A 22,928-nucleotide genomic window follows, 5' to 3' on the forward strand; every position below is an offset into this window, starting at 1 on the left:
TACGCGCCCAGCCGCGCCACGATACGGCGCACATGCCGGCGCAGGCGGCGCAGCCGCCTCGCCCGTCCAGCCGTGCGGGCGGGTGGGCTGGAGTGCGCGCCGGTCAGCGGTGTGAGGGGCATGACGTACCGCATGCCGGCGATGTCCATCACGCACAGAGGGGCAGCGTCGCGGTCCGGGGGATCATCGACGGTGATACTGATCGGCTGGGGCGGGTCACCGGGCAGCTCCGCTTCCAGCACAGTCGGACCGTGACCGCCGCCGCGGTGGTGGGCGACTACCTTTCCGTCGACCAGGACCTCCGACGTCCCAGACGGCCGTGCGACCTCGACGGTGACAGAGTGACCGTCTTGATCCAGATGAAAGCGGAAATGACTGGGCATCGCGGCCTCCCCGGATCACCTCCAGGTAACGTCCCCTCCCAGCGTACGCGGGCTCCGACCAGCAGAAGGCGCCCGGAGCAATGCGCGCCACTGGTGGTGCCCCGCCGAACGTCCAGGCCCAGCGGGGCTCCTCAGACACCGTTGGCCACCATCGCCGGATCGTCCAGCACCGCCCGTACGACCGAGTGCGCCGCGCCCAGCAGAGGGCCCTCCGGACCGAGGCGGGACACGGCGACGCCGCAGGCGAGACTCGCGGTACGGCTCCCGAGCTCGCGCTCCAGCGAAGGGAGCAGCCAGGGTGCGAGCCGGGACAGCGCCCCGCCCAGGACCACGGTGTGCGGGTCGAGGAGATTGACGGCACCGGTCAGTGCGATGCCCAGCGCCGTGCCGGCGCCGCGCAGCGCCCGCCGTACGTCCTTGTCGCCCTGGGCGGCACGTTCGGCGAGCAGCCCGACGCGGCCCTCGCCCGGGCCGAGGCCCGCCGCACGCAGGACGGCCTCCTCACCCGCGTACTGCTCGAGGCAACCGCGCCCGCCACACCGGCACTTCGGGCCCTCGGGGCGCACCGGAACATGGCCCAGCTCGCCCGCGAACCCGCGTGTGCCGCGTAGCAACCGGCCGTCGACGACCACCGCGGCACCGATACCGATCTCCGCCGACACATGCACGAAGTCCGGCGGGGTGCCATCGCCCAGCCACAGTTCCGCCAGCGCGCCGAAGTTCGCCTCGTTGTCCACCGTCACGGGCAGTTCCCCGGCGAGGAGCTCGCCGAGGTCGGTGTCGTGCCAGTCGAGGTTCGGTGCCCGGACGACCAGCCCGGTGCCGCGTTCCACCAAGCCGGGGACGGCGACCGCCAGCCCGGCCGGGCGCAGGCCGGCGCTCTGCGCCTCGCCGGTCACCTGACGGACCAGCGCGGCCAGCTCCTCGATCACGGGTTTCGGGGCCCGGCCCCGGTTGTCGCTCCACTGCACGGCACGCGCGCGTACCTCGCCGCGCAGATCGACCGCGCACACCGCGAGATGGTCGACACCCACCTCGGCACCGATGCCTGCCGGGCCCCGGCCGCTCACCGCGAGCGCCGAGCCGGGACGGCCTCGGCCCACTCGGCCGGGCCGCTCCGGTCCCAGCTCGTCGAGCAGCCCCGCCCTGATCAGCTCGTCCACGAGCGTCGAGACGGCGGCGCGCGTCAGCCCGATCCGGGAGGCGACCGCGGCGCGCGACAACGGGCCCTCCGCGGCGACGGTGTGCATCACCCGGGAGAGATTGCGGCGACGCATGCCCTGCTGGGTGTCGGGCGTGCCCCGGCGGGCGTCGTGCAGTGGTGCGGTCATGCCTCGCTCAGTCCTCGTCTCCCTCAGGTGTCGTCGTTGCGCATCCATGGGCGGGTGGGTCCCTCCGGGGTCGGGCCGGGCCGAGGCGGGTCCAGGGCCCCGGCCCGCGGTCGCGGCCGGTCGCGGTTCCGGTTCGGAGCGCGGTCCCGGTTCGGGCCGCACGGCCCCGGATCAGGACCCGTCCGGGCGCCTGTCCAGCAGCGGAGCGGCGTCGGACAGTACCCGGCCGATTCTGCCGAGCACCGCCTCGTCGCGTTCGACCGGGTCCAGGACGGGGCCCTGTGCGGTGCCCCAGCGCCGTGCGACGGCGGCCGGATCCTCGCCGGTGAGCAGCCCGGCGGCCTGCGCGGCCGCGCCGAGAGCCACCAGCTCCTTGGCCTCCGGCACCTGCACCGCCCGGCCGGACAGCCGCTGTACGGTCTGCTGCCAGGCCGTGCCGCGGGCGCCGCCGCCGATGAGCAGCAGCGGAGCGGTCGGGTCCGCGTCCTCGTCCAGCACCAGCTCGAGGGCGCCGAGCAGCGAGTGCACCGCGCCGTCGTACGCCGCCTGCAGCAGCTGGCCGGGCGTCGTGTCGTGGCGCAGCCCGTGCAGCAGGCCGGAGGCGTTCGGCAGGTTCGGCGTGCGCTCGCCGTCCAGGTAGGGCAGGAGCGTGACGCTGCCGCCGGGCTCCACGGCCTGCCGGTCGATGCCGAGCAGCGTGGCCATGCGGTCGACGGCGAGCGTGCAGTTGAGGGTGCATGCCAGGGGGAGCCAGTCGCCGCGCGCGTCGGCGAAGCCGGCCACGGTGCCGGACGGGTCGGCGGGCCGCCGCTGCGACACCGCGTAGACCGTGCCGGACGTGCCCAGGCTCAGCACAGGGGTGCCGGGACGCAGGCCGAGGCCGAGGGCCGCGGCCGCGTTGTCGCCGGTGCCCGGGGCGACCAGCGTGCCCTTGGCGAATGGCAGGTCACCGCCGCGCACGGTTCCGGCGACCTCGCCGGGGCGTACGACGCGGGGGAGCAGAGCCGGGTCGAGGCCGACGCGGCCGAGGATCTCCTCGTCGTACGACTCGCCGGCCGACGCCCACCAGCCCGTGCCCGAGGCGTCGCCGCGGTCGGTGGTCCCGTCGCCGGTCAGGCGCTCGGTGAGGTAGTCGTGCGGCAGTCGGACGGCGGCTGTGGTCCGGACGGCGTCCGGCTCGTGCTCGGCGAGCCACGCCCACTTGGTGACCGTGAAGGACGCCCCCGGCACGCTGCCGAATCGGTCGGCCCACGCCTTGGGCCCGCCCAGCTCCTCGATCAGCCGCTGGGCCTGAGGCGCCGACCGCACGTCGTTCCACAGCATCGCGGGGCGCACCGGCTTGCCCTGCGCGTCAAGGGTGACCAGCCCGTGCTGCTGACCGCCGATCGACACCGCCGCGGCCTCGTGGGCGGCGTCGCCGCACTGGCGCAGCGCCTCGCACAGGGCGCTCCACCACTGCTCGGGGTCGCTCTCGCGGCCGGCGCCCGACGTGACGGTGTGCGGGGCCTGGCCGCTCGCCACGATCTGCCCGGTGGCGGCGTCCACGACCAGGGCCTTGGTGGACTGCGTCGAGCTGTCCACTCCGACAACGAGCGGTCCCTCCGCTGCTGACATCGGGCTCTCCGTTTCTGCGGCTCGCGCCGGGCCCACCGGGGGCCGACGCTGTTTCTGGGGGACTCTGCGCATCCCTGACGAGTCCCGGGGTTCCCGTTTTCTGACCGAATCCGCCGGTCTTGTCGAGACCCGTCTTCCCAGAGATGCCCTGGCATACTAATTTGTAAAGCGCCATGACGAAATAGTCGGAGCGAGCAAGGAGCCGCGGCATGAGCTACCAGCCCACCCCTGAGGACAGGTTCACCTTCGGTCTGTGGACCGTCGGCTGGCAGGGCAGGGACCCCTTCGGTGACGCCACCCGGCCGGCCCTGGACCCGGTCGAGACCGTCCAGCGCCTGGCCGAGCTGGGCGCGCACGGTGTGACCTTCCACGACGACGACCTGATCCCGTTCGGGTCCAGCGACACCGAGCGCGAGGCGGTCATCAAGCGCTTCCGTCAGGCGCTCGACGCCACCGGCATGAAGGTGCCGATGGCCACGACCAATCTCTTCACGCACCCGGTCTTCAAGGACGGCGCGTTCACCGCGAACGACCGCGACGTGCGCCGTTACGCGCTCCGCAAGACGATCCGCAACATCGACCTGGCCGTCGAGCTGGGCGCCACCACGTACGTCGCCTGGGGCGGTCGCGAGGGTGCCGAGTCCGGTGCGGCGAAGGACGTGCGCGTCGCGCTCGACCGGATGAAGGAGGCCTTCGACCTCCTCGGCGAGTACGTGACCACCCAGGGCTACGACCTGCGCTTCGCCATCGAGCCCAAGCCGAACGAGCCGCGCGGCGACATCCTGCTGCCCACGATCGGCCACGCTCTCGCCTTCATCGAGCGCCTGGAGCGGCCCGAGCTGGTCGGCGTCAACCCCGAGGTGGGCCACGAGCAGATGGCGGGGCTCAACTTCCCGCACGGCATCGCCCAGGCCCTGTGGGCGGGCAAGCTGTACCACATCGACCTCAACGGCCAGTCCGGCATCAAGTACGACCAGGACTTCCGCTTCGGCGCGGGTGACCTGCGGCAGGCGTTCTGGCTGGTCGACCTGCTCGAGTCCGCCGGCTACGCGGGCCCGAAGCACTTCGACTTCAAGCCGCCGCGCACCGAGGGCTTCGACGGTGTGTGGGCGTCGGCCGCGGGCTGCATGCGCAACTACCTGATCCTCAAGGAGCGCGCGGCTGCCTTCCGCGCCGACCCGGAGGTCCAGGAGGCCCTGCGCGCGTCGCGCCTCGACGAGCTGGCCAAGCCCACCGCCGAGGACGGCCTGTCCGCGCTGCTCGCCGACCGCGCCTCGTTCGAGGAGTTCGACGTGGAGGCGGCCGCCGCCCGCTCCATGGCCTTCGAGCACCTCGACCAGCTGGCCATGGACCACCTGCTGGGCGCGCGGGGCTGAACGTCTCTCTGGGGGGAGGGGAGGCCGCGAGGCCTGGGCGGAAGGGCCCGGAATCGGTCGCACCGTGACCGGTATGCGTGCCCTGCGCGCCAACTTCCGCCCCAGGGTCGCGTCTTGACCGGTTCGAGGCGACTCTTGACGGTATGGCCATACCGCCGGTACCGCCTCAGCCTCCCCATCCGCCGAGTGACACACCGCCTTCTGGGGGCGGCGGCTTCGGGCCGCCGCCTGGAGGCACGCATCCCGGAGGGTATGGCTCGCCTGCTGGTGGCTACGGTCCGCCTTCCGGCGGATACGGCCCACCGTCCCAGGTCGGTGGGCAGCCTCCCTCCGGGGGCGGCTGGCCTCCTGGTGGCGGCGGTCTGCCTCCCTCAGGCGGCGGCTGGCCGCCATCGCCGCCTCCCGGACCGCCAGGAGAGCCGGGCCGGCGGAAGGGCGGCCTGTTCATCGTGCTCGTGGTGCTCGTGGCTCTCGGGATCGTCGCAGCCGTGGTCCTGTTGGCAGGCAGCGGAGACGACTCGCCGGACAGGAAGACACCGGCGGAGAGCAACACGGCACGCACCCCCACCCCGTCACTGAGTGTTCCGTCCGAGCTCCCCACCCGGATTCCCACCGAAGTGCCCTCCCCGCCCTCGGACTTCCCCAGCGACATCGAGTCGCTGCTCCCGTCTGCCGTGGGCGACGACGTGCCGTACTACATGCTGAGCGCCGGCGACTGCTTCGACGCCGACGACGCAAGGCCCGGCCAGGCCGCGAAGCGCTCCTGCCGCCGGCCGCACGACGCAGAGGTCGTGAAGGTGGCGGAACTCAACGGCACGTACGCGACCGATGCCGCCCTCAAGAAGGCGGCCACGGAGCTCTGCGATGAGCCCCTCGCAGCCAAGGCGAAGAAGCAGCCGGCGGGCTCGGTACGCGGCACGCTGGTGCAGTACCCGGACACCACGGGATACAAGCTGGGCATCGACAAAGTCGCCTGCAGCCTCGCGGCGGACGACGGGACGGGCGACCGGAAGCTGACCAAGCCGCTGGTCTGAGGGGCGTGGTCGTCCAGGCCCGCCGGTTCACTCGCCGCCGGTCGCCACCGCCAGAGCCGTCGCCGGGTCGTGTGCGGGAGGGCCCGCCGGGGCCCAGCGACCGCGCTCCTTGCGGTACGGCCACCAGCGGCCGTCGCGCCCGAGACGCAGCTGCGCCTGCGCGCCGACCTCCTGCGTGCCGACCACGGTCCAGCGGTTGCGGGCGCCACGCAGCTCGGGCCGTTCGTCGTCCTCCCACGCCGACTCCAGGGCGGCACGCGCGCGTGCCAGTGCTTCCCCCTCGGGCGCCCACTCCTCGTCGAGCACCGGAAGCGCTGCGGCCCCGCCGTACCGCCAGGCACGCACGGCGAGGGCGAGGCCGTCCGGGCCCCGGCCCGATGCGGACGCGAGCCGTGCCGTGATCTCTGTCCCGGGGGCATCGGCAGCCAGTCGGACGGCATCCTGATCCACTGTCAGGTCGGATGCGAGAGGCTGGTCTTTATGACCGGCGGCGAGGGCGTCGGTCAGCAGCCGGTGCGCCTCGGCAGCCGCCTGCGCCGCCAGGAACTCCAGGCCGAGCACATCAAGACCGGGCGCGGGCTCCGCCTCCGTGTCGAGGGACGGCGGAACCCCGGGCTCCTGCGGTGCGGGCTGCGGTGCGGGCAGGGGCGGCAGGATCTGTCCGGCGGAGTACGCCTCCTGGGCGTCGACGCCTTCGGGAACCTCCTCCTGCGCCTCCTCGGGAGCCGCCGTCGCGGAGGCCTGCGCGACACTGCGGACCTGCAACTCGTCCAGCAGCTCGCGCTCCCCGCGGCCGCGCATCAGCAGCAGAACGAACGGATCCTGGTCCAGGAGCCGCGCCAGCTGGTAGCAGAGTGCCGCGGTGTGCGCGCAGTGGTCCCACGTCCCGCAGTCGCACTCCGGCTCGAGATCGCCGATGCCCGGGAGGAGCTCCACGCCCGCGGCCGCCGCGTCCTCGACCAGATGCGGTGGCATCTCGCGGTCGAGGAGGGCCGCGATGTGCCCGGCACGCTCGACGGCCATGTCCAGGAAGCGGTCCCACTCCACGTCGCTCAACTGCTGCAGCAGTACGTCCGAGCGGTGCTGGGTGCGGTCCCGGCCCTGGACGACCGCGGTGATACGGCCGGGGCGCACCGACACCGCGCCCACCGCCCCCGCGCGCGCGAGCCGGCGGCCCGACTTCACCTGCGCGGCGTCCAGAGCCGTGTCCTCCAGCGCCCTCAGCCAGGCCTGGCCCCACCAGGTCACTGCGAAGCCACGCCCGCGCGAGGGTGGCAGCGCGGCGAAGGTGCGTTCAAGGGTGGGCTCGTTCAGGGTTTCGCCGGCATGGTCGTGCGTGTGGCCGTACTCGTCGTCCGCGTCGCTGCTGCTTTCTTCGTACCTGCGGCTCATCGGTCGCCCCCTCGCAGTTCCACCAGATCGGCCAGCTCGGCATCGGTCAGTTCGGTCAGGGCGGCTTCGCCGGAGCCGAGCACGGCGTCCGCCAGTGCGCGTTTGCGCAGCAGCATGTCGGCGATGCGGTCCTCGATCGTGCCTTCGGCGACGATCCGGTGCACCTGCACGGGCTGGGTCTGCCCGATGCGGTACGCGCGGTCCGTCGCCTGGGCCTCGACGGCCGGGTTCCACCAGCGGTCGTAGTGCACGACATGACCGGCGCGGGTCAGATTCAGTCCCGTGCCGGCCGCCTTCAACGACAGGAGGAACACCGGGACTTCACCCTCCTGGAAGCGGTTCACCATGGCCTCGCGTTCGGCCACGGGCGTGCCGCCGTGCAGGAACTGCGAGGGCACACCGCGCGACGCCAGATGCTGCTCGATGAGCCGGGCCATCCGGACGTACTGGGTGAAGACGAGCACGCTCGCGTCCTCGGCGAGGATGGTGTCGAGCAGCTCGTCGAGCAGGTCCAGCTTTCCGGAACGGCCCGCGATCCTTGGATCGTCTTCCTTGAGGAACTGCGCCGGGTGGTTGCAGATCTGCTTGAGCCCGGTGAGCAGTTTGACGATGAGCCCCCGGCGCGCGAAACCCTCGGCACCCGAGATCTCGGCGAGCGTCTCGCGCACCACGGCCTCGTACAGTCCGGTCTGCTCCGTGGTGAGGGACACGGCCCGGTCCGTCTCGGTCTTGGGCGGCAGTTCGGGGGCGATGCCCGGATCCGACTTGCGGCGGCGGAGCAGGAACGGGCGGACGAGCTTGGCGAGGCGCTCTGCGGCGGCCGGGTCCTGGCCGCCCTCGACCGCCTGCGCATAGCGGCTGCGGAACGTGCCGAGCCGGCCGAGCAGTCCGGGTGTGGTCCAGTCGAGAATGGCCCACAGCTCCGAGAGGTTGTTCTCCACGGGTGTGCCGGTGAGCGCCACGCGCGCGTGCCCGCCGATCCTCCGCAGCTGCCTGGCGGTGGCGGAGTAGGGATTCTTGACGTGCTGCGCCTCGTCGGCGACGACCATCCCCCACCGCGTACCGGCGAGCTGCTCGGCGTCGAGCCGCATCGTGCCGTACGTGGTGAGCACGAACTCGCCGTCGGCCAGGCTCTCCAGGCTGCGGCGCCCGCCGTGGAAACGGCGCACAGGGCAGCCGGGCGCGAACTTCTCGATCTCCCGCTGCCAGTTGCCCATCAGTGACGTCGGACAGACGACGAGAGTCGGGCCGGCCGATGCCTCATCGGTCTGCCGGTGCAGATGCAGGGCGATGAGCGTGATCGTCTTGCCGAGGCCCATGTCGTCGGCCAGGCAGGCGCCCAGACCGAGTGAGGTCATGCGGGCCAGCCAGTTCAGGCCGCGCAGCTGGTAGTCGCGCAGCGTCGCATCGAGCGCGGCCGGCTGCCCCACCGGCTCCATGCCCTCCGGGTCGGCCAGCCGTTCGCGCAAGGTCGCCAGCCAGCCCGTGGGCCGTACCTCGACACGCCGCCCGTCGACCTCGGTGGAACCCGTCAGGACGGCGCCCAGAGCGTCGATCGGGGTGACCTTGCGGTCCTGCTGCTCCCGAGCGCGCCGGACCTCCTCCGGGTCGATGAGCACCCACTGGTCGCGCAGCCGCACCACGGGACGGCTCGCCTCGGCGAGGCGGTCCAGCTCTTGGCGGGTCAGCTGCTGGTCGCCCAGTGCGAACCACCAGTTGAAGACGAGCAGGGCGTCCGCCGACAGGAACGACGGCGCGTCGGAGAGGGAGGTGCTCCGGGCCGTCCGGTCGTCGCCTAGATCGTCGTTTCTCGCGCTGTCCGTTCGACCGGCGTCCGTTCGTCCGGTGTTGTCCGTGCCGCCGTCGTCCGGAGGGCCGATGACGGCGAGTGTGGTCAGCTTGTGCGCGAGTTCCCTGGGCCAGTGCACCTCCACGCCCGCGGCCGCGAGTTGCCGGGCGCCCTCACCGAGCAGCTCGGTGACCTCGTCGTCGGCGAGCTCGACGGCGTCGGGCACGGTGGCCGACAGCAGAGGAGCGAGCGGCGGCCAGGCGCGGGCCGCGCGGCGCAGCGCGAGCAGGGCGTCCATGCGCCCGCGGGGCCCGAACGACCGCGCTGACGCGCCCGTGGCGGTCCACACCTCGGCCGCATCCGCGACGAGCGTGGGATCGCTGACGCTGTGCATCTGCAGCACGGCCCGGAACGCGAGTGCGGTGTCGTCCGAGGCCGCCGACGCGAGGCCCGGCACCTCGACGCGCAGCGAGATCCGTACGCCCGCGTCGTGCCCCGCGGCCACATCGGCGGCCCAGGCACGGTGCTCGGGGATGTGCTGCGGCCACTGCGCCGCGAAGGCCGGACCGCCCGCCGCGAGCGGAGCGGCGGGGGAGCGCGGCAGCGAGTCGGCCACGGCGTCGAGGAAAGCGCGCAGCAGATGCTCGGGGTCCGGCAGCCGCGGCGGCCCGGCGCCGTCGATCGGGACCGCGTGAGCTCCCGGGGGCATGGAGGCGGCGTGGTCGCGTAGCCGCTGAAGGTCCTCCGGCCGCAGCGGACCCGCACGCCAGGCGTCGTGGTCGGCCGGCGTCAGCCCCGGCAACAACAGACCGCGTGCGACGAGCTGCAGCGCCAGCACCGTTGCCGCTCCCCAGAAGGCTGCCGCCGGATGCGCCTGCGCATGGGCACGCGCGCGTGTGAGCACAGGCAGGGCCTGCCGCACGGGCATCACCAGGGCGGGTACGCCCACGAGCTCGATGCAGTCATCACCGGGCAGGGCGACGGTCAGGTGCTCGACCGAGCCCCCGGCCGCCCTCGGCGGCGCGCTTCCGTCGGCGTGCCAGAAGGCGACGCTGCCGCCACGCGCCGGATCGGCGGGTACGAAGACGACGGAACAGCGGGACAGTTCTGAGATCTCGGAGGGTGTTGCTGCAGGCGGCTCATGCACAGCGATGCCACATTCCTCAAATTTGACTACTGAGACCGGAGTCGTCGAGGTTACCTCACTCCCGGACCCCGAGGAGGGCGTTCGCCGCGGCCGTCCGGACTGCCCCACCCCCAGGGGGTGGTCAGCACCCCATGTCATGCGGGCCTGCCCCAGGCTCGGCACGGGTGGTGGCTCCATGGTCGCCGTAGGTCACCGATCCGTACGTTTCATGAGGTCAGACGACCAGCGAGAGACCGGAGACCTGCCATGATCCAGGCTGCCGCAGCCACTGCGGAGCGCTTCCCGGACGCTGCCGGGAAACCGCCCGCCGGAAGTGAGTTCGCGCCCCTTCTGCGCACGGTCAGGGGCCAGGGGCTGCTCGACCGCCGCACCGCCTGGTACACGCTGGGCATCGCGGTCAATGCGCTCGCGCTGGGCGCCGCGGTCACCGCCGTCGTGCTGCTGGGCGACTCATGGTGGACGCTGCTCCTGGCGCCGCTGCTCGCGGTCCTGTCGGCACGGACGGCGTTCATCGGCCACGACGCCGGCCATGCGCAGATCACCGCCAACCGGACCCTGAGCCGCGCCATCGGCCTCGTCCACGGCAATCTGCTCCTGGGGATGAGCTACGCCTGGTGGAACGACAAGCACAACCGCCACCACGCCAACCCCAACCACATCGACAAGGACCCGGACGTTGCCGCCGACGTCCTGGTCTTCACCAGTGACCAGGCGCGCACCAGGGCCGGTTTCCGCCGCTGGCTCACGCGCAACCAGGCCTGGCTCTTCTTTCCGCTGACGCTTCTCGAAGGCCTGGCCCTGAAGGTCTACGGCTTCCGGGACCTGCGCCGGCAACCGCCGCGCGAGCGAGCCGTCGAGGGACTCCTCCTCCTGGCGCATGTCACGGGCTACGCGACCCTGCTCCTCACCACGATGTCCCCGGGCAAGGCCGTCGCCTTCGCGGCGCTGCACCAGGCCCTGTTCGGACTGCACCTGGGCCTGGCCTTCGCACCCAACCACAAGGGCATGGACATGCCCGACCCGGACGCGGACGAGCGCTGGGGCCACCTGCGCCGCCAGGTGCTCACCTCGCGCAACATCCGCGGAGGCCCGGTGACCGACTGGTTCCTGGGCGGGCTCAACTACCAGATCGAGCACCACCTCTTCCCCAGCATGCCGCGGCCCCACCTGCGGCTCGCCCAGCCCCTGGTGCGAGCCCACTGCCGTGACCTCGGCATTCCCTACACGGAGACCGGGCTCGTCGACTCCTACCGCCAGGCGCTGCGCCACATGCACGAGGTGGGGGAGCCCCTCAGGGCCTAAGCGGCCTCGGGGAAGTTCAGGCACGCCCCCACGCCGCCCGGCACGCCGACAGCACGCACCGAACGACGCGGGAGCGCACCCGCACTTCCCCGAGGCCGCTTGGTAGGAGGACGCGTCTCGGGGGCGAGTAGGGGATGCACGTCAGGGTCGTATCAGGGTGGTGACCTGGAACCGCCGGGAACAGCAGGCCGTTCTCAAGGCAGAGAGCGGCAGCAGCCGCGAAGGAGGCGACACATGTCGAAGAACGCGAAGATCGCCGCAGGAGGTGTGGCGGCCGGACTCATCCTGTGGATCTGGCTGCCCTGGTGGGCTGCCCTCCTGATCATCCTCGGGGTGCCGGCAGCGGCGTATCTGGCCCTCGACCCCTCGCAGCGGCGCAGGCTGCGCCGTGTCACACGCAAGGAGCTCGGCCGCTGACACGGCCGCTGCCGGTCGAACTGGCCTACACATCGCAGGACTGGCCTACAGATCGCAGGACTGGCCTATAGATTGCAGGAGTTGACGACATCGCCGCTCGCGGGCCTGCCGACGGTACGGTCCGCGGGCGGCGCGGACCCGTCCTCGACCCACGCGGTGAGCGCGTCGAAGGCCGCCTGGTAGCACGGCAGGATGGGCCGCAGCCGGTCCGGATACGTGTCGTACAGGCCGTCGGTGTGCGTGCCGCCTTCGACGGTGTAGTAGCGGTGCAGACGGTCACGGCCGCTCTTGTCGATCATCCGGGCGTAGACGTCGGAGTCGGCGGCTTTCGGCAGCAGCGCGTCGAGATCGCCGTGCAGCGTGATCAGAGGCTTGCCGATCCGGCCGGTCAGTGATATGCGAGCGACGGCACGGTGGACGGAAGCGGGGCGCGACGCGTAGTCGTACGCCGCGTCCGAGGCGCACGGCGCCAGGATCTGCTGCGGTGTCGAACCGGCCGAGGAGCCCGGGCACTCAGGGTCGTACGCCGGGTCGAACTCGGCACGGTAGATCTTCTGCGTCACCCCCCAGTACGCCTTCTCGTGATACGGCCACAGAAACTCGGAACCGCGCGAGAAGCCGACGGCGTACAGATCCTCGTCCCGGGCCTTCCCGAGGCTCCGGGCCACTGTCGTGGGCAGCGAGGTGAGCAGATTGGGGCCGTCCGCCGTCCAGAGTGCGCCCTCCCAGTCGATGCCGCCGTCGTACAGCTCGGGGTGGTTCTCGAGCTGCCAGCGCGTCAGGTAGCCGCCGTTGGAGATCCCGGTCATATAGGTGCGCCGCGGGGCTTGCCCGTAGCGCTTCGCCACCGCCTGCCGTGCGGCGCGCGTGAGCTGGGTGGTGCGTGTGTTCCATTCGGCGACGGCGTCGCCCGGGCGGTTGCCGTCGCGGTAGAAGTCGGGCCCGCTGTTGCCCTTGTCGGTGGCGGCGTATGCGTATCCCAGGGACAGCACATGGTCGGAGACTGCCTTGTCGGTCGCGTACTGCTTGCGGGTGCCGGGCGCGCCCGTCACCACGAGACCCCCGTTCCAGCGGTCGGGGAGGCGGATCACGAACTGCGCGTCGTGCTGCCAGCCGTGCGTGGCGTTGGAGTGCGAGGTGTCGGGGAAGTACCCGTCGATCTGCAGACCGGGCACCCCGGACGGGTTGCGGGTGCCCGCCGCGGTGAGGCCGGCCTGGTCTGCCGTGTCCGTGTACGGCGTTCCGGCCAGGGCGGCCGTCGTCAGGTCCGGCAGGCAGGCGAGCTGCTGGTGTTCGGCGCCCGGGACCCGGACGTGTTCCTGCCTGTCGCAGTGAGCACCGTCGGGATCCGACGGGCGGTCGGCCGCTGACCCGGCGGCGGCCGGGCCCGTGGCGACCACCGCCAGCAGAGCAGCGGCGAGCAGCGGAACACCTCTGGACACACGCATGAGAGCCTCCGTGGCACGGCATGAAGAAGCAGCGGGTGGGCGGCCTCATCGTGCTGTCGTCGTCAGAGGGCAGCTATGGGTTCGGGCTATATAGGCCAGGGGCGTTATGTGTGGGACGCGTATCCCGGTGTGCCTCAGGAGGGACGTACCGCCATCTTGTCGAGCGCCTCGAGAAGTCCGGGAAGCTCAGGTCCGCGGCCGACCGGAAGCACCTCTCCGGGCTCGTCGTCGAGCAGTACGAACGCGATGTCGTCGGTCCGGGCGACCAAGGACCAGCCCGGGCCGTCGGCACGCAGCGTGCGCGCCTCGCCTGACGCGAAGGAGGAACGCACGCGTCCCAGGGGCGGTGGAATGTCCACATAGGCACGCGCCTCCGCCAGGACCCGCCGGATGCCGCTGTGCGGCTTGTGTGCGCCGTCCTTCTGGCCGTCTGCCCCGGCAGACGCCTCGTCGCTGTCGCCGTCGCCGTCCGGCGCGCTGGGTGGCGCGAAGTCGGCGTCGTCGATCTGCTCCCGCCAGGCCGTCCACTGGAGCGCTATCTCGTCCGCTCCCAGCCGTCGTTGCGCCGGACCCCAGGTGCTGGTGTCGGGCGGTGAGAGCGGCGGCCGGTCGGCCAGTCCGGGGTCCGGCTCGGGATCGTGCGGAGCGGGCACGCCGGGCGCGGCGACCGCCACCGCGAGGGGCCAGCCCGGCAGAGCCGCCACCACGGAGCGCTCGTCGGGGGACAGGTCGTACTCCATGCCGCAGTCCCAGGACGCGATCGCGACGGCGACCAGTGACACGTCGTCGACGACCACCGTCCAGCGCGCACCCTCGCCGTCCTGACCGAGCACCAGGCCGTAGCCGTCGGCGAGCGGTGCGAGGCCCAGTGCCCCGCACGCCTCCGGGTAGTCGTCGCCCAGCACGCTCGGGAACTGAGCGGGTGTGAGCAGCACCGCGGTCAGCACGTAGAGCGCGTCGTCCCCGGCAGCGGCGACGGCCTCGTCCGTCCCGGCCATCCCAGCCTCCCCATCGCATCGTTCGTCGGCGCACCCTAACCATTCGCGGAGGAGCTCGTCGAGGGCCTATGGACAGGAATTCGATCGTGGTCGACGCCAGTCGGTGCCTATGATCACGGACATGTCCGGATCCCGTACGGACTTCGTCTGCCTGCCGTGCCGCGTGTCCTTCAAGAAGGCGCCCGACCACGCGCGCGTGCGGGTCGACATCTGCCCGCGGTGCGGCGGCCAGTTGCTGAACGCGGGTACGGCGCTCGCCGTGCCCAAGCGCCGGGACACCGGGGCCTGGCGAGCCCTGACTGCCGTCCTCATGTCAGGTGTCCGTTTCCGCCAGTCCTGCTGCGGCTGCGGTCCGGGCTACCGTCCGCGCACTGTTCGCGAGGTGCGTGAACGGCTCGCGCACGCCGCCGAGACGGGCATCTCCGTGAGTGCCGCTCTGGTCTGCCCGGACCCCACCCACACCGATGTCAGGCGCCAGGCAGGCCGAGGAGTGTACGAGCGACGGCCTCAGGGGATTCGTCACGCTCCCGGGCGAGCGCGATGACCGCGCGGCACGCGAGTTCTCTGACGCCGAGGGACAGGGCCTCCGGCGACACCCAGGCAGCCGCCTCGTCGATCTGGTCCTGATCGTCCTCGGCACATGCCGAGACGTAGACGGCCGCCGCTTCGAAGACGTTGTGCGTACGTTTCTGCACCGGTTCTGCCGCCTGGCCGCGTAAGAACTTTCGGAGCCTGTCAAACATGTGGCCACCTTCCCCCTGTCGGACCGCCACCATAGGTCGCTCATATGTGCTGCTCAACGTAAAGGCCGCAGACGGGCGGCAGAAGAGGTCCAGGCTGCCCATCCATGCGACCACCGCAGGCGCTCGGCGCTCGGCCGACGGGCCGGGGACTTCTGTCCTCGCGCTCTCACGCCCGGCGCACGGCCAGCGCCAGGAAGCGGGCGTCCTCGTCGGCGTACGACGTCATGTGCCAGCCCGAGCCGGCCAGCAGCGGGCGGAGATTGTTCTCGGCCCGCAGGTCGTCCGGCGTGATCCGGCGGCCCTGCCGCGCGGCCAGAGCCGCCCGCCCGATGGGGTGGAAAAGCGCGAGCAGACCGCCGGGGCGCACCACCCGCGCCAACTCCCGGAGATTCTCGGCCGGTTCCGGCAGATGCGCGATCAGGCCGGCCGCGAACACGGCGTCGAGCGACTCCGCCTTCAGGGGCAGCCGTGCGACGTCGGCGAGGAGAAGGTGCCCGGCACGGTCCCGGCCTGCCCGTACGGCGGACTCCAGCATCGCCGGGGTCACGTCGGCGCCGAGAACCACCCCGTTCGGCCCCACGGCGTCCCGGAGCGCGGGCAGTGCGCGTCCCGTGCCGCATCCCGCGTCGAGAACACGGTCACCCGGGCGCAGTCCGAGTTCCCCGACGGCGGCGCGGTAGGCGGGACCGTCGTCGGGAAAACGTGCGTCCCAGTCGGCCGCGCGGGCCGTGAAGAACTCCTGAACGCGTGTGTGGTCGTCGCTCATGCACCCATGATCCTCCACCGTCGAGCACGCGAGCACCATGCACATGTTCGAGCGTGACGCGATCGTTCAGGTACATCTCTTTGTCATATTCCAGCAGGTTTCGAAATGCGCCCGTTGTGCGCCTTGTCCGCGGCTAGCGTCCCTGGGCCATGGGACACCTGGACCACGCCGCCTTCGGCTGGCTTACCCCCGTGCTGTCATTCGTGATGGCATGTATCGGCGCCGCCCTCGGGCTGCGCTGCACCGTTCGCGCGCTCGCCGCCACCGGACGCTCACGCCGCAACTGGCTCATCACCGCCGCCTCTGCCATCGGTACCGGGATCTGGACGATGCACTTCGTGGCGATGCTCGGCTTCAGCGTCAGCGGCACGGAGATCCGCTACAACGTGCCGCTGACCATCCTCAGCCTGATCGTCGCGATGATCGTCGTCGGCGCGGGCGTCTTCGCCGTCGGATACAGCCGTGACCGTGGCCGGGCCCTCGTACTGGGCGGCCTGACGACGGGACTCGGCGTCGCGAGCATGCACTACCTCGGCATGGCGGCCCTGCGCCTGCACGGCGATGTGAACTACGACCCGCTGCTCGTCGGGCTCTCCGTCGCGATCGCCGTCGTCGCGGCGACCGCGGCACTCTGGGCGGCGCTCAACATCAAGTCGCCCATCGCGGTCGCCGTGGCCTCTCTCGTCATGGGCGGCGCGGTGAGCAGCATGCACTACACCGGAATGATGGCGGTGAGCGTGCAGGTCGCCCCCTCCAGCGCCGCACTGCCCGGGGCCACGGTCATGCAGTTCATCTTCCCCCTCGCCGTGGGCCTCGGTTCCTACCTGTTCCTGACCTCGGCGTTTGTCGCGCTGTCTCCCACCGCGGGGGAGCGCGAGGCCTCCGCGTCGGCCCAGCGGCCGGTCGAGAGCCTCGCCCGATAGCGGCGGTCCGGGCCGGCGACGGCGACGGTCCGGCAGGCACGCCCCGAACCCTTACGAGCGAGGAGGCCATGCGCACACCCCGAAGGAACCAGACGACCGGCGCACCGCCCCGTACCGCGCCCCCGGCCCGTGGCCGCCGCGCCCACGCCGGACCACCCGCAGACGAGCACCCCGACATGAACGCGGGCGCCGAGGCATCACCTCAGGCCCCCTCACCTCCCGCGCGCGCGGGATGGCGGATGCGGCCCCGCACAGTACGAGCGAAGATCGTCTGCCTGCTCATGGTGCCGGTCATGTCCCTGCTGGCCCTGTGGGCGCACGCCACCGTCAGCACCGCCCAGGACGTCGCGCGACTGCGCCAGTTGCAGCGCGTCGACGCCGAGGTCCGTGCCCCGGTCGCCGACGCGGTCGCCGCCCTCCAGGTGGAACGATCCGCTGCTGCCCGGTACGCAACCCAACCGTCCGCCGGACGAGAGGTCGAGCTGAGGAAACTCGCCGGACGGACAGACCGAGCCGTGGCGAAGCTCCGACTCGGCAAGGGGCACACAGTCGCCGACGGCGCCGACCTGCCCACCGGTGTGGCGGAACGTCTCAGCACCTTTGTCGACGGCGCCGAGCGCCTGCGCACCCTGCGCACCGCGGTGGTGGAGCGCCGGGCGGGCTGGGCTGAGACGTACGAGCAGTACACAGAGACCATCTCCAACGCCTTCGGCGTCGGCGGCGCCCTCACCGGAATCCAGGACGCCGAACTCGGCTCCGACGCGCGCGTGCTGCTCGAGTTCTCCCAGGCCGGCGAGATGCTGGCACGCGAGGACGCGCTGCTGTCCAGCGCGCGTCTCACCGGCTCCCTCGACGGTGAGCGGCTGCGGCTGTTCACCGGCGCTGTCGACACCAGGCGGACCCTTACCGACTCGGCGGCCGCGGATCTGCGCGGACCCGACCGGGCCGCCTGGCGCGACCTTGCGGACGGCAGCGCCTACGCCGCGATGACCGCCGTCGAGGACAAGGTCCTTCGCGCGCCGGCCGGCCGCAAGGCGGCAGAAGCCGCCCCGGCGGCAGCGTGGGACCCGGCGCACGCGACCGTGCAGGGCGAGCTGCTCACCATCCAGTCGGATGCGGCGGGCTGGGCCGCGGACCGGGCCGATCCGTTCACACGTGGACTCCTCACGTCGGCAGGCGCCGCCGTCCTCCTCGGGCTCGCAGCGGTGGCAGCCTCCCTCGTGATCTCCGTACGCATCGGACGCGGCCTCGTCGTCGAACTCGTCAGCCTGCGCAACAGCGCGCTGGAGATCGCCCGCCGCAAACTCCCGCACGCCATGCGGCGGCTCCGCTCCGGCGAGGAGATCGACATCCGCGCCGAGGCCCCGCCGGGGCCGCCCGCCGAGGACGAGGTCGGTCAGGTCTCCGAAGCCCTCAGCACGGTGCACCGGGCCGCACTGCGCGCCGCGGTCGAACGCGCGGAACTCGCCAGCGGCATCTCCGGTGTTTTCGTCAACCTCGCCCGCCGGAGCCAGGTCCTCGTCCACCGCCAGCTCAACCTCCTCGACAGCATGGAGCGCAGGGCCGAGGACCCGAACGAGCTGGGTGACCTTTTCCGCCTCGATCACCTGACCACCCGTATGCGGCGGCACGCGGAGAGCCTGATCATCCTTTCGGGATCCGCACCCGGCCGCGCCTGGCGGATGCCCGTCTCGCTGACGAACGTGGTGCGCGCGGCGGTCTCCGAAATCGAGGACTACGCGCGCGTGGAGGTACGACACCTCCCCGACGCCTCCGTGATCGGTTCCGCGGTCGCCGACCTCACCCATCTCCTCGCCGAACTCGTGGAGAACGCTGCTCAGTTCTCGCCGCCCCACACCAAGGTGTGGATCAACGGCGAGCCCGTCGGCAACGGCTACGCCCTGGAGATCGAGGACCGCGGGCTCGGCATGGGTAAGGAGACTCTCGAGCAGGCAAACCGGCGCATCGCACAGTCCGAGGCGCTGGACTTGTTCGACAGCGACCGGCTCGGGCTCTTCGTGGTCAGCAGGCTCTCGGCCCGCCACGGCATCAAAGTGCACCTGCGTACGTCTCCGTACGGCGGCACCACGGCGGTCGTTCTGCTGCCCACCGCCCTGCTGCACACCGGTGCGGCCGAACTCCCCACAGCCCTCACGGCGGACACGGCGGTGGGTGAGGAGCGGCACTACGCGCGCGTGCAGGAACAACCGGGCCTGCAGCATGGCGACCACAGCTCCGTCCCAGGCGACCGCGCACCCCGCCCCGCGCTCGTCGCACCCGTCCAGGCCGCCGTGGAGGCGTCCGACATCCCCTCAGAACCGGCGCCTCCACCGGGCGTCGCCACCCTCCGCCTCCACCGGCAGCCCTCCGGGGAGGACTCGGACGCACACGGGCCGGACGGGCTGCCTCGCCGCATACGCCAGGCGAGCCTCGCTCCCCAGCTGCGCGAACACCGCGCCGAGGAACCGGCACCGGCCACGAGCACCCAGGACAACCACGAGCGCAGTCCCGAGCAGGTGCGTCAGCGCATGGCGGCGTACCGCGACGGCTGGGCGCGCGGCGGCGGCCGGCCGCCCGGCGCCGGCTCCGCTCCCCGCAGACCCGGCTCCGGGCCGGGCGCAGACAGCAGCGAAGGAGACCACGCATGATCCAGGACCCGAGGACGGGGCCCGCCCAGCGATCCGGTGAACTCGACTGGCTGCTGGACGACTTGGTGCTTCGCGCCGCCGAAGTCCGGCACGCCGTGGTGCTGTCGAACGACGGGCTGGCCGTTGGCGCCTCGAGCGCCCTCACCCGCGAGGACGCCGAGCATCTGGCCGCCGTGGCCTCGGGCTTCCACAGCCTCGCCAAGGGTGCGGGCCGCCAGTTCGGCATCGGCGGAGTGCGCCAGACCATGGTGGAGATGGACGACGGCTTCCTGTTCGTCGCCGCCGCGGGCAGCGGCTCCTGCCTCGCCGTTCTCACCGCCGCGACGGCCGACATCGGTCTCGTGGCGTACGAGATGGCCCGGCTGGTGAAGCGGGTGGGCGAGCATCTGCACACTCCCGCGCGCGTGCCCGCGCGCCCGCCGGCCGGCGGATGACCGAGGGCGGCGACGCACATGACCGAGGACAGGCCCGTCGGCCCGGGGATGCCGGACAGCCGGTGGTACGACAACGAGGCGGGGCCCCTCGTCCGCCCCTACGCGATGACGGGCGGCCGGACCCGGCCGGGCCCGGCCGGGGCGTACTTCGACCTCATCGCGCTCATCACGCTCGACGAGAACGCGCCGCGCTACGACGAAACGGCTGTCGGGCCGGAGCACCGTGCGCTGATCGAACTGTGCCGCATCGACACCCAGTCGGTCGCGGAACTGGCCGCCGGTGCCGATCTGCCCGTGGGTGTGGTCAGGGTGCTGCTCGGCGACCTCCTGGAGCTGGGCTGCGTCACGGTCAGCCGACCCGTGCCGCCCGCCCAGCTCCCCGACGAAAAGATCCTCAGGGAGGTAATCAATGGGCTCCGAGCGCTCTGAGTCCGCGGGTGGCGGCACGACGGCCCCAATGGCGTTGAAGATTCTGGTCGCGGGCGGATTCGGGGTGGGCAAGACCACCCTGGTCGGCGCGGTCAGCGAGATACGTCCGCTGCGTACCGAGGAACAGCTGAGCGAGGTCGGCCAGTCGGTCGACGACACCGAGGGCGTGGACCAGAAGACCACGACGACCGTGGCCATGGACTTCGGCCGCATCACCATCAGGGCGGGCCTGTCGCTCTACCTCTTCGGCACACCGGGTCAGGACCGCTTCTGGTTCCTGTGGGACGAGTTGTCGCAGGGCTCGCTCGGCGCTGTCGTGCTGGCGGACACCCGGCGGCTCGAGGACTGCTTCCCCGCCGTCGACTACTTCGAGCACCGGCGCATCCCGTTCGTGGTGGCAGTGAACTGCTTCCCGGGCGCGCGCACCTACGGTGCCACGGACGTGTCACGCGCCCTCGACCTCGACCGGGGCACGCCGGTGGTGCTGTGCGACGCCCGCGACCGCGACTCCGGAAAGGAGGTGCTGATCCGGCTGGTCGAGTACGCCGGGCGGATGCACACCGCCCGGCTGCTCGACTCGGTCGGGTGACGACTGCCGACCGTGAGGTGAGTGATTGATCCTGGCGTCCGGGGATCCTGACGTCGGGACTGATCAGTCCGCGACCCCGGCCTGGGCGACGACCTGATCGATCCTCACCCGCACCAGAAGCTCGCCCGGCACGCCGTTGCGCGCTCCGAACTCCTCGGCCCTGTCCTCACCCATGTAGCGAGCGCCGATCCGCGTCGCCCAGTGACGCACCTCGTCGACGTCCTCGGACAGTTCCGCATGTCCGCGAAGTATGACGAAGGCGTACGGCGGACGGTCGTCGTCCACGCAGAGCGCCACCCTTCCGTCGCGTGCCAGATTCCGTCCCTTCACCGACTCCCGCCCGGTGTTGAACACCAGATCATCTCCGTCCAGCAGAAACCAGATCGGTGTCACGTGCGGACCGCCGTCGGCCCGGACGGTCGACAGTTTGCCTGTGCGGGTGCCCTGCGAGACGAAGGCCCGCCATTCATCATCGGTCATCTTCTGTGCCATGCCTCCATCCTGCTTGCCCGGGACCCGGCGGTGGGGAAGGCTGGCGACTCGGATCCTCCGGACCGGAGGCGACCGCATCGGGAACGGGGAGACGGATCATGGCGCGGAACGGGGAACTCGCCTGGCTGCTCGACGACCTGACCAACCGGGTCGACTCGGTACACCATGCGCTGGTGCTCTCCAACGACGGGCTCGTCACGGGTTCGAGCACCGGCCTGCGGCGGGAGGACGCCGAGCATCTGGCGGCTGTCTCATCGGGGTTGCACAGTCTGGCCAAGGGGTCGGGCCGCCACTTCGGGGCGGGAGGCGTGCGCCAGACGATGATCGAGTTCGATGAGGCGGTGCTCTTCGTCACGGCGGCCGGTGACGGCAGCTGCCTGTGCGTGCTGACATCCGCTGAGGCCGACATCGGCCAGGTCGCCTACGAGATGACGCTGCTCGTGAGCCGCGTCGGAGAGCACCTCGGCGTGGACGCACGGCGCCCGGAAGGCTCCCCTGAAAACGGTCTCTGACTTGGGCATACGTGCTTGCCGTCAGAGTTATCCACAGGCTCGGCGGAGAGTGCGGGCGCCGGGCTACGGTTTTCCCCGGAAGCAGTCACCAGAACGCGTCTCACGGGGGAGAACCGACATGACAGGCAACACGCTGACGACGGCCGCGGGCGCTCAGGGCCCTGCGCACAGTGACCGGCCGCCGGTTGCGCAGAGTCGCGCGGCCCGCGAACTCGGCTTGAAGAGGAGCGAGTTCGACCTGGCAGTACTGCTGGGGCGTATCCGCACCGTGCCGGACGAGGCCGGCGGGCGCCGCCGCGTCACCGTGGAGGAGCTCCAGCGCGTCCGCACCGCCGAAGGGTTTCCCGACTCACTCCGGCAGCAGATCAGGGTCGTGGGCACGACCGAGGGGGCTGAGCTGATGGGTATCAGCTCGGCCAGGTTCACCAAGCTGGCCCGCCTCGGGCTGCTGGTGCCGGTGAGGTTCTATCTGAACCGCTATCGGGCGGTGGTCTGGCTGTATCTCGCCCAGGAGTTGCAGCAGTTCGCAGGGGAAGAGGCCAACGCCCCGTTGCTCGGAGGCCGTGTGTCCACCGCTCTGCGGGAACAGCTCGCGGAGGGCGTCGACGTGCGCGCCCGCAACTGGCGAGGCCGCTACACCGGATTGCTCCTGCGCCGGACGGAGGACACATGGGAGCGTGCCGCGGTCGTGGCCTCGCTGCTCGACCCGGTCCAGGTTGCCGAGATCGTCCCGGATCCCTATGAACGCTCCTACCTCAACCGTCTGCGGCCCCAAGTGCCAGGTCATGGCGCGCCCGATTCCCCGGCGGCGCAGCTGACCGAGCGGATCATGACGGCGGACGACCCGGACGAGATCCTGTGGGTGCGTGCGAACCTTTCACTGGCCCTGGCCGAAGCCCGGGAGGACCGGCCCGCGCCGCGGCCGGCGTCAGGGGGAGGCATCCCTGTTCCACGAGCGCCGGAGCAGCGGGCGAGCCCGGCCTGCGAAGCGCTGGCCGATCTGCCTGATGCCAAGCAGTCGAGAGGCCTGCTCAGGTGGATGCGCCGCAAACGCGCCGACGACTCCTGATGCGATGCCGTCCTCAGGGGTACTGATCGCGAGTGTGCTCATAGGGCGTGATCCGTGACCGTCCTCATAGATCCAGATCCCTTATAGGCCTT

Annotated in this window: 20 protein-coding genes and 1 pseudogene; 11 read left to right on the top strand and 10 right to left on the bottom strand. The window is 71.6% G+C overall.

Annotated elements, in window-relative coordinates; translation table 11 throughout:
• The 3 genes and pseudogenes from H1D24_RS08350 to xylB form a co-directional block, all read right to left on the bottom strand.
• Window positions 1-242: pseudogene (locus H1D24_RS08350) on the bottom strand (hypothetical protein); the annotation flags it as partial.
• Window positions 243-514: 272 nt separating this feature from the next.
• Window positions 515-1,714 carry an ROK family transcriptional regulator gene (locus H1D24_RS08355; protein WP_181656774.1) on the bottom strand — a complete coding sequence of 400 codons (1,200 nt, stop codon included), beginning with the start codon at window positions 1,712-1,714 and terminating at the stop codon, window positions 515-517.
• A gap of 171 nt (window positions 1,715-1,885) precedes the next feature.
• The gene (xylB, locus tag H1D24_RS08360; RefSeq protein ID WP_181656775.1) at window positions 1,886-3,328 is read right to left on the bottom strand and encodes a xylulokinase; all 1,443 of its coding nucleotides are present in this window, start codon (window positions 3,326-3,328) and stop codon (window positions 1,886-1,888) included.
• A gap of 209 nt (window positions 3,329-3,537) precedes the next feature.
• On the opposite strand from xylB, the gene xylA reads away from it, so the two are divergent.
• Together xylA and H1D24_RS08370 are read left to right on the top strand one after the other, a co-directional pair.
• Window positions 3,538-4,704, top strand: coding sequence for a xylose isomerase (gene xylA, locus H1D24_RS08365; RefSeq protein ID WP_181656776.1), 1,167 nt, complete (start codon window positions 3,538-3,540; stop codon window positions 4,702-4,704).
• Window positions 4,705-5,162: 458 nt separating this feature from the next.
• Window positions 5,163-5,738: a hypothetical protein gene (locus H1D24_RS08370; RefSeq protein ID WP_181656777.1), complete on the top strand. Its 576-nt coding sequence runs from the start codon at window positions 5,163-5,165 to the stop codon at window positions 5,736-5,738.
• 27 nt (window positions 5,739-5,765) lie between these two features.
• Here H1D24_RS08370 and H1D24_RS08375 read toward each other — a convergent pair whose 3' ends face one another.
• Together H1D24_RS08375 and H1D24_RS08380 are read right to left on the bottom strand one after the other, a co-directional pair.
• A complete protein-coding gene (locus H1D24_RS08375; RefSeq protein WP_258563946.1) occupies window positions 5,766-7,130 on the bottom strand; it encodes an SWIM zinc finger family protein in 1,365 nt (454 codons plus the stop codon).
• Window positions 7,127-10,066: an SCO1167/SCO6262 family helicase gene (locus tag H1D24_RS08380; protein WP_181656778.1), complete on the bottom strand. Its 2,940-nt coding sequence runs from the start codon at window positions 10,064-10,066 to the stop codon at window positions 7,127-7,129. The genes H1D24_RS08375 and H1D24_RS08380 overlap by 4 nt, the downstream gene beginning before the upstream one ends.
• A gap of 246 nt (window positions 10,067-10,312) precedes the next feature.
• Here H1D24_RS08380 and H1D24_RS08385 point away from each other — a divergent pair, with 246 nt between their 5' ends.
• On the top strand, window positions 10,313-11,368 hold the full coding sequence (locus H1D24_RS08385) for an acyl-CoA desaturase (RefSeq protein ID WP_181656779.1): 1,056 nt from the start codon (window positions 10,313-10,315) through the stop codon (window positions 11,366-11,368).
• Between the two features lie 234 nt (window positions 11,369-11,602).
• Window positions 11,603-11,785 carry a tail-anchor membrane protein gene (locus tag H1D24_RS08390; protein WP_067284255.1) on the top strand — a complete coding sequence of 61 codons (183 nt, stop codon included), beginning with the start codon at window positions 11,603-11,605 and terminating at the stop codon, window positions 11,783-11,785.
• Window positions 11,786-11,850: 65 nt separating this feature from the next.
• Here H1D24_RS08390 and H1D24_RS08395 read toward each other — a convergent pair whose 3' ends face one another.
• From H1D24_RS08395 to H1D24_RS08410, 4 genes are all read right to left on the bottom strand, one after another.
• The gene (locus H1D24_RS08395; protein WP_181656780.1) at window positions 11,851-13,233 is read right to left on the bottom strand and encodes a tannase/feruloyl esterase family alpha/beta hydrolase; all 1,383 of its coding nucleotides are present in this window, start codon (window positions 13,231-13,233) and stop codon (window positions 11,851-11,853) included.
• A 134-nt stretch (window positions 13,234-13,367) separates the two neighbouring features.
• On the bottom strand, window positions 13,368-14,231 hold the full coding sequence (locus H1D24_RS08400; RefSeq protein ID WP_181656781.1) for a hypothetical protein: 864 nt from the start codon (window positions 14,229-14,231) through the stop codon (window positions 13,368-13,370).
• A gap of 467 nt (window positions 14,232-14,698) precedes the next feature.
• Window positions 14,699-14,974 (bottom strand): hypothetical protein, encoded by a 276-nt coding sequence (locus tag H1D24_RS08405; protein WP_181656782.1) that lies wholly within the window; start codon window positions 14,972-14,974, stop codon window positions 14,699-14,701.
• Window positions 14,975-15,140: 166 nt separating this feature from the next.
• The gene (locus H1D24_RS08410) at window positions 15,141-15,740 is read right to left on the bottom strand and encodes a class I SAM-dependent methyltransferase (RefSeq protein ID WP_181656783.1); all 600 of its coding nucleotides are present in this window, start codon (window positions 15,738-15,740) and stop codon (window positions 15,141-15,143) included.
• 149 nt (window positions 15,741-15,889) lie between these two features.
• On the opposite strand from H1D24_RS08410, the gene H1D24_RS08415 reads away from it, so the two are divergent.
• The 5 genes from H1D24_RS08415 (at window position 15,890) to H1D24_RS08435 (ending at window position 20,763) form a co-directional block, all read left to right on the top strand.
• A complete protein-coding gene (locus H1D24_RS08415) occupies window positions 15,890-16,663 on the top strand; it encodes an MHYT domain-containing protein (protein ID WP_181656784.1) in 774 nt (257 codons plus the stop codon).
• Between the two features lie 68 nt (window positions 16,664-16,731).
• Window positions 16,732-19,311, top strand: coding sequence for a sensor histidine kinase (locus tag H1D24_RS08420; protein WP_181656785.1), 2,580 nt, complete (start codon window positions 16,732-16,734; stop codon window positions 19,309-19,311).
• A complete protein-coding gene (locus tag H1D24_RS08425) occupies window positions 19,308-19,745 on the top strand; it encodes a roadblock/LC7 domain-containing protein (protein ID WP_181656786.1) in 438 nt (145 codons plus the stop codon). Before H1D24_RS08420 ends, H1D24_RS08425 begins: the two co-directional genes overlap by 4 nt.
• A gap of 18 nt (window positions 19,746-19,763) precedes the next feature.
• Window positions 19,764-20,174 (top strand): DUF742 domain-containing protein, encoded by a 411-nt coding sequence (locus tag H1D24_RS08430; RefSeq protein WP_181656787.1) that lies wholly within the window; start codon window positions 19,764-19,766, stop codon window positions 20,172-20,174.
• Window positions 20,155-20,763, top strand: coding sequence for a GTP-binding protein (locus tag H1D24_RS08435; RefSeq protein ID WP_181656788.1), 609 nt, complete (start codon window positions 20,155-20,157; stop codon window positions 20,761-20,763). The genes H1D24_RS08430 and H1D24_RS08435 overlap by 20 nt, the downstream gene beginning before the upstream one ends.
• Window positions 20,764-20,826: 63 nt before the next feature.
• On the opposite strand, the gene H1D24_RS08440 is transcribed toward H1D24_RS08435, so the two are convergent.
• Window positions 20,827-21,255 carry a PPOX class F420-dependent oxidoreductase gene (locus H1D24_RS08440; RefSeq protein ID WP_181656789.1) on the bottom strand — a complete coding sequence of 143 codons (429 nt, stop codon included), beginning with the start codon at window positions 21,253-21,255 and terminating at the stop codon, window positions 20,827-20,829.
• Window positions 21,256-21,353: 98 nt separating this feature from the next.
• Between H1D24_RS08440 and H1D24_RS08445 the strand changes: the two genes are divergently transcribed.
• Together H1D24_RS08445 and H1D24_RS08450 are read left to right on the top strand one after the other, a co-directional pair.
• Complete coding sequence (locus H1D24_RS08445) at window positions 21,354-21,767, top strand: roadblock/LC7 domain-containing protein (protein ID WP_181656790.1); 414 nt, start codon at window positions 21,354-21,356, stop codon at window positions 21,765-21,767.
• A gap of 118 nt (window positions 21,768-21,885) precedes the next feature.
• Window positions 21,886-22,836, top strand: a complete 951-nt coding sequence (locus H1D24_RS08450; protein WP_220136537.1) for a DUF6397 family protein — start codon at window positions 21,886-21,888, stop codon at window positions 22,834-22,836.
• Window positions 22,837-22,928: the final 92 nt, after the last annotated feature.

Source organism: Streptomyces himalayensis subsp. himalayensis, assembly GCF_013778455.1.
Taxonomy (GTDB): domain Bacteria; phylum Actinomycetota; class Actinomycetes; order Streptomycetales; family Streptomycetaceae; genus Streptomyces; species Streptomyces himalayensis.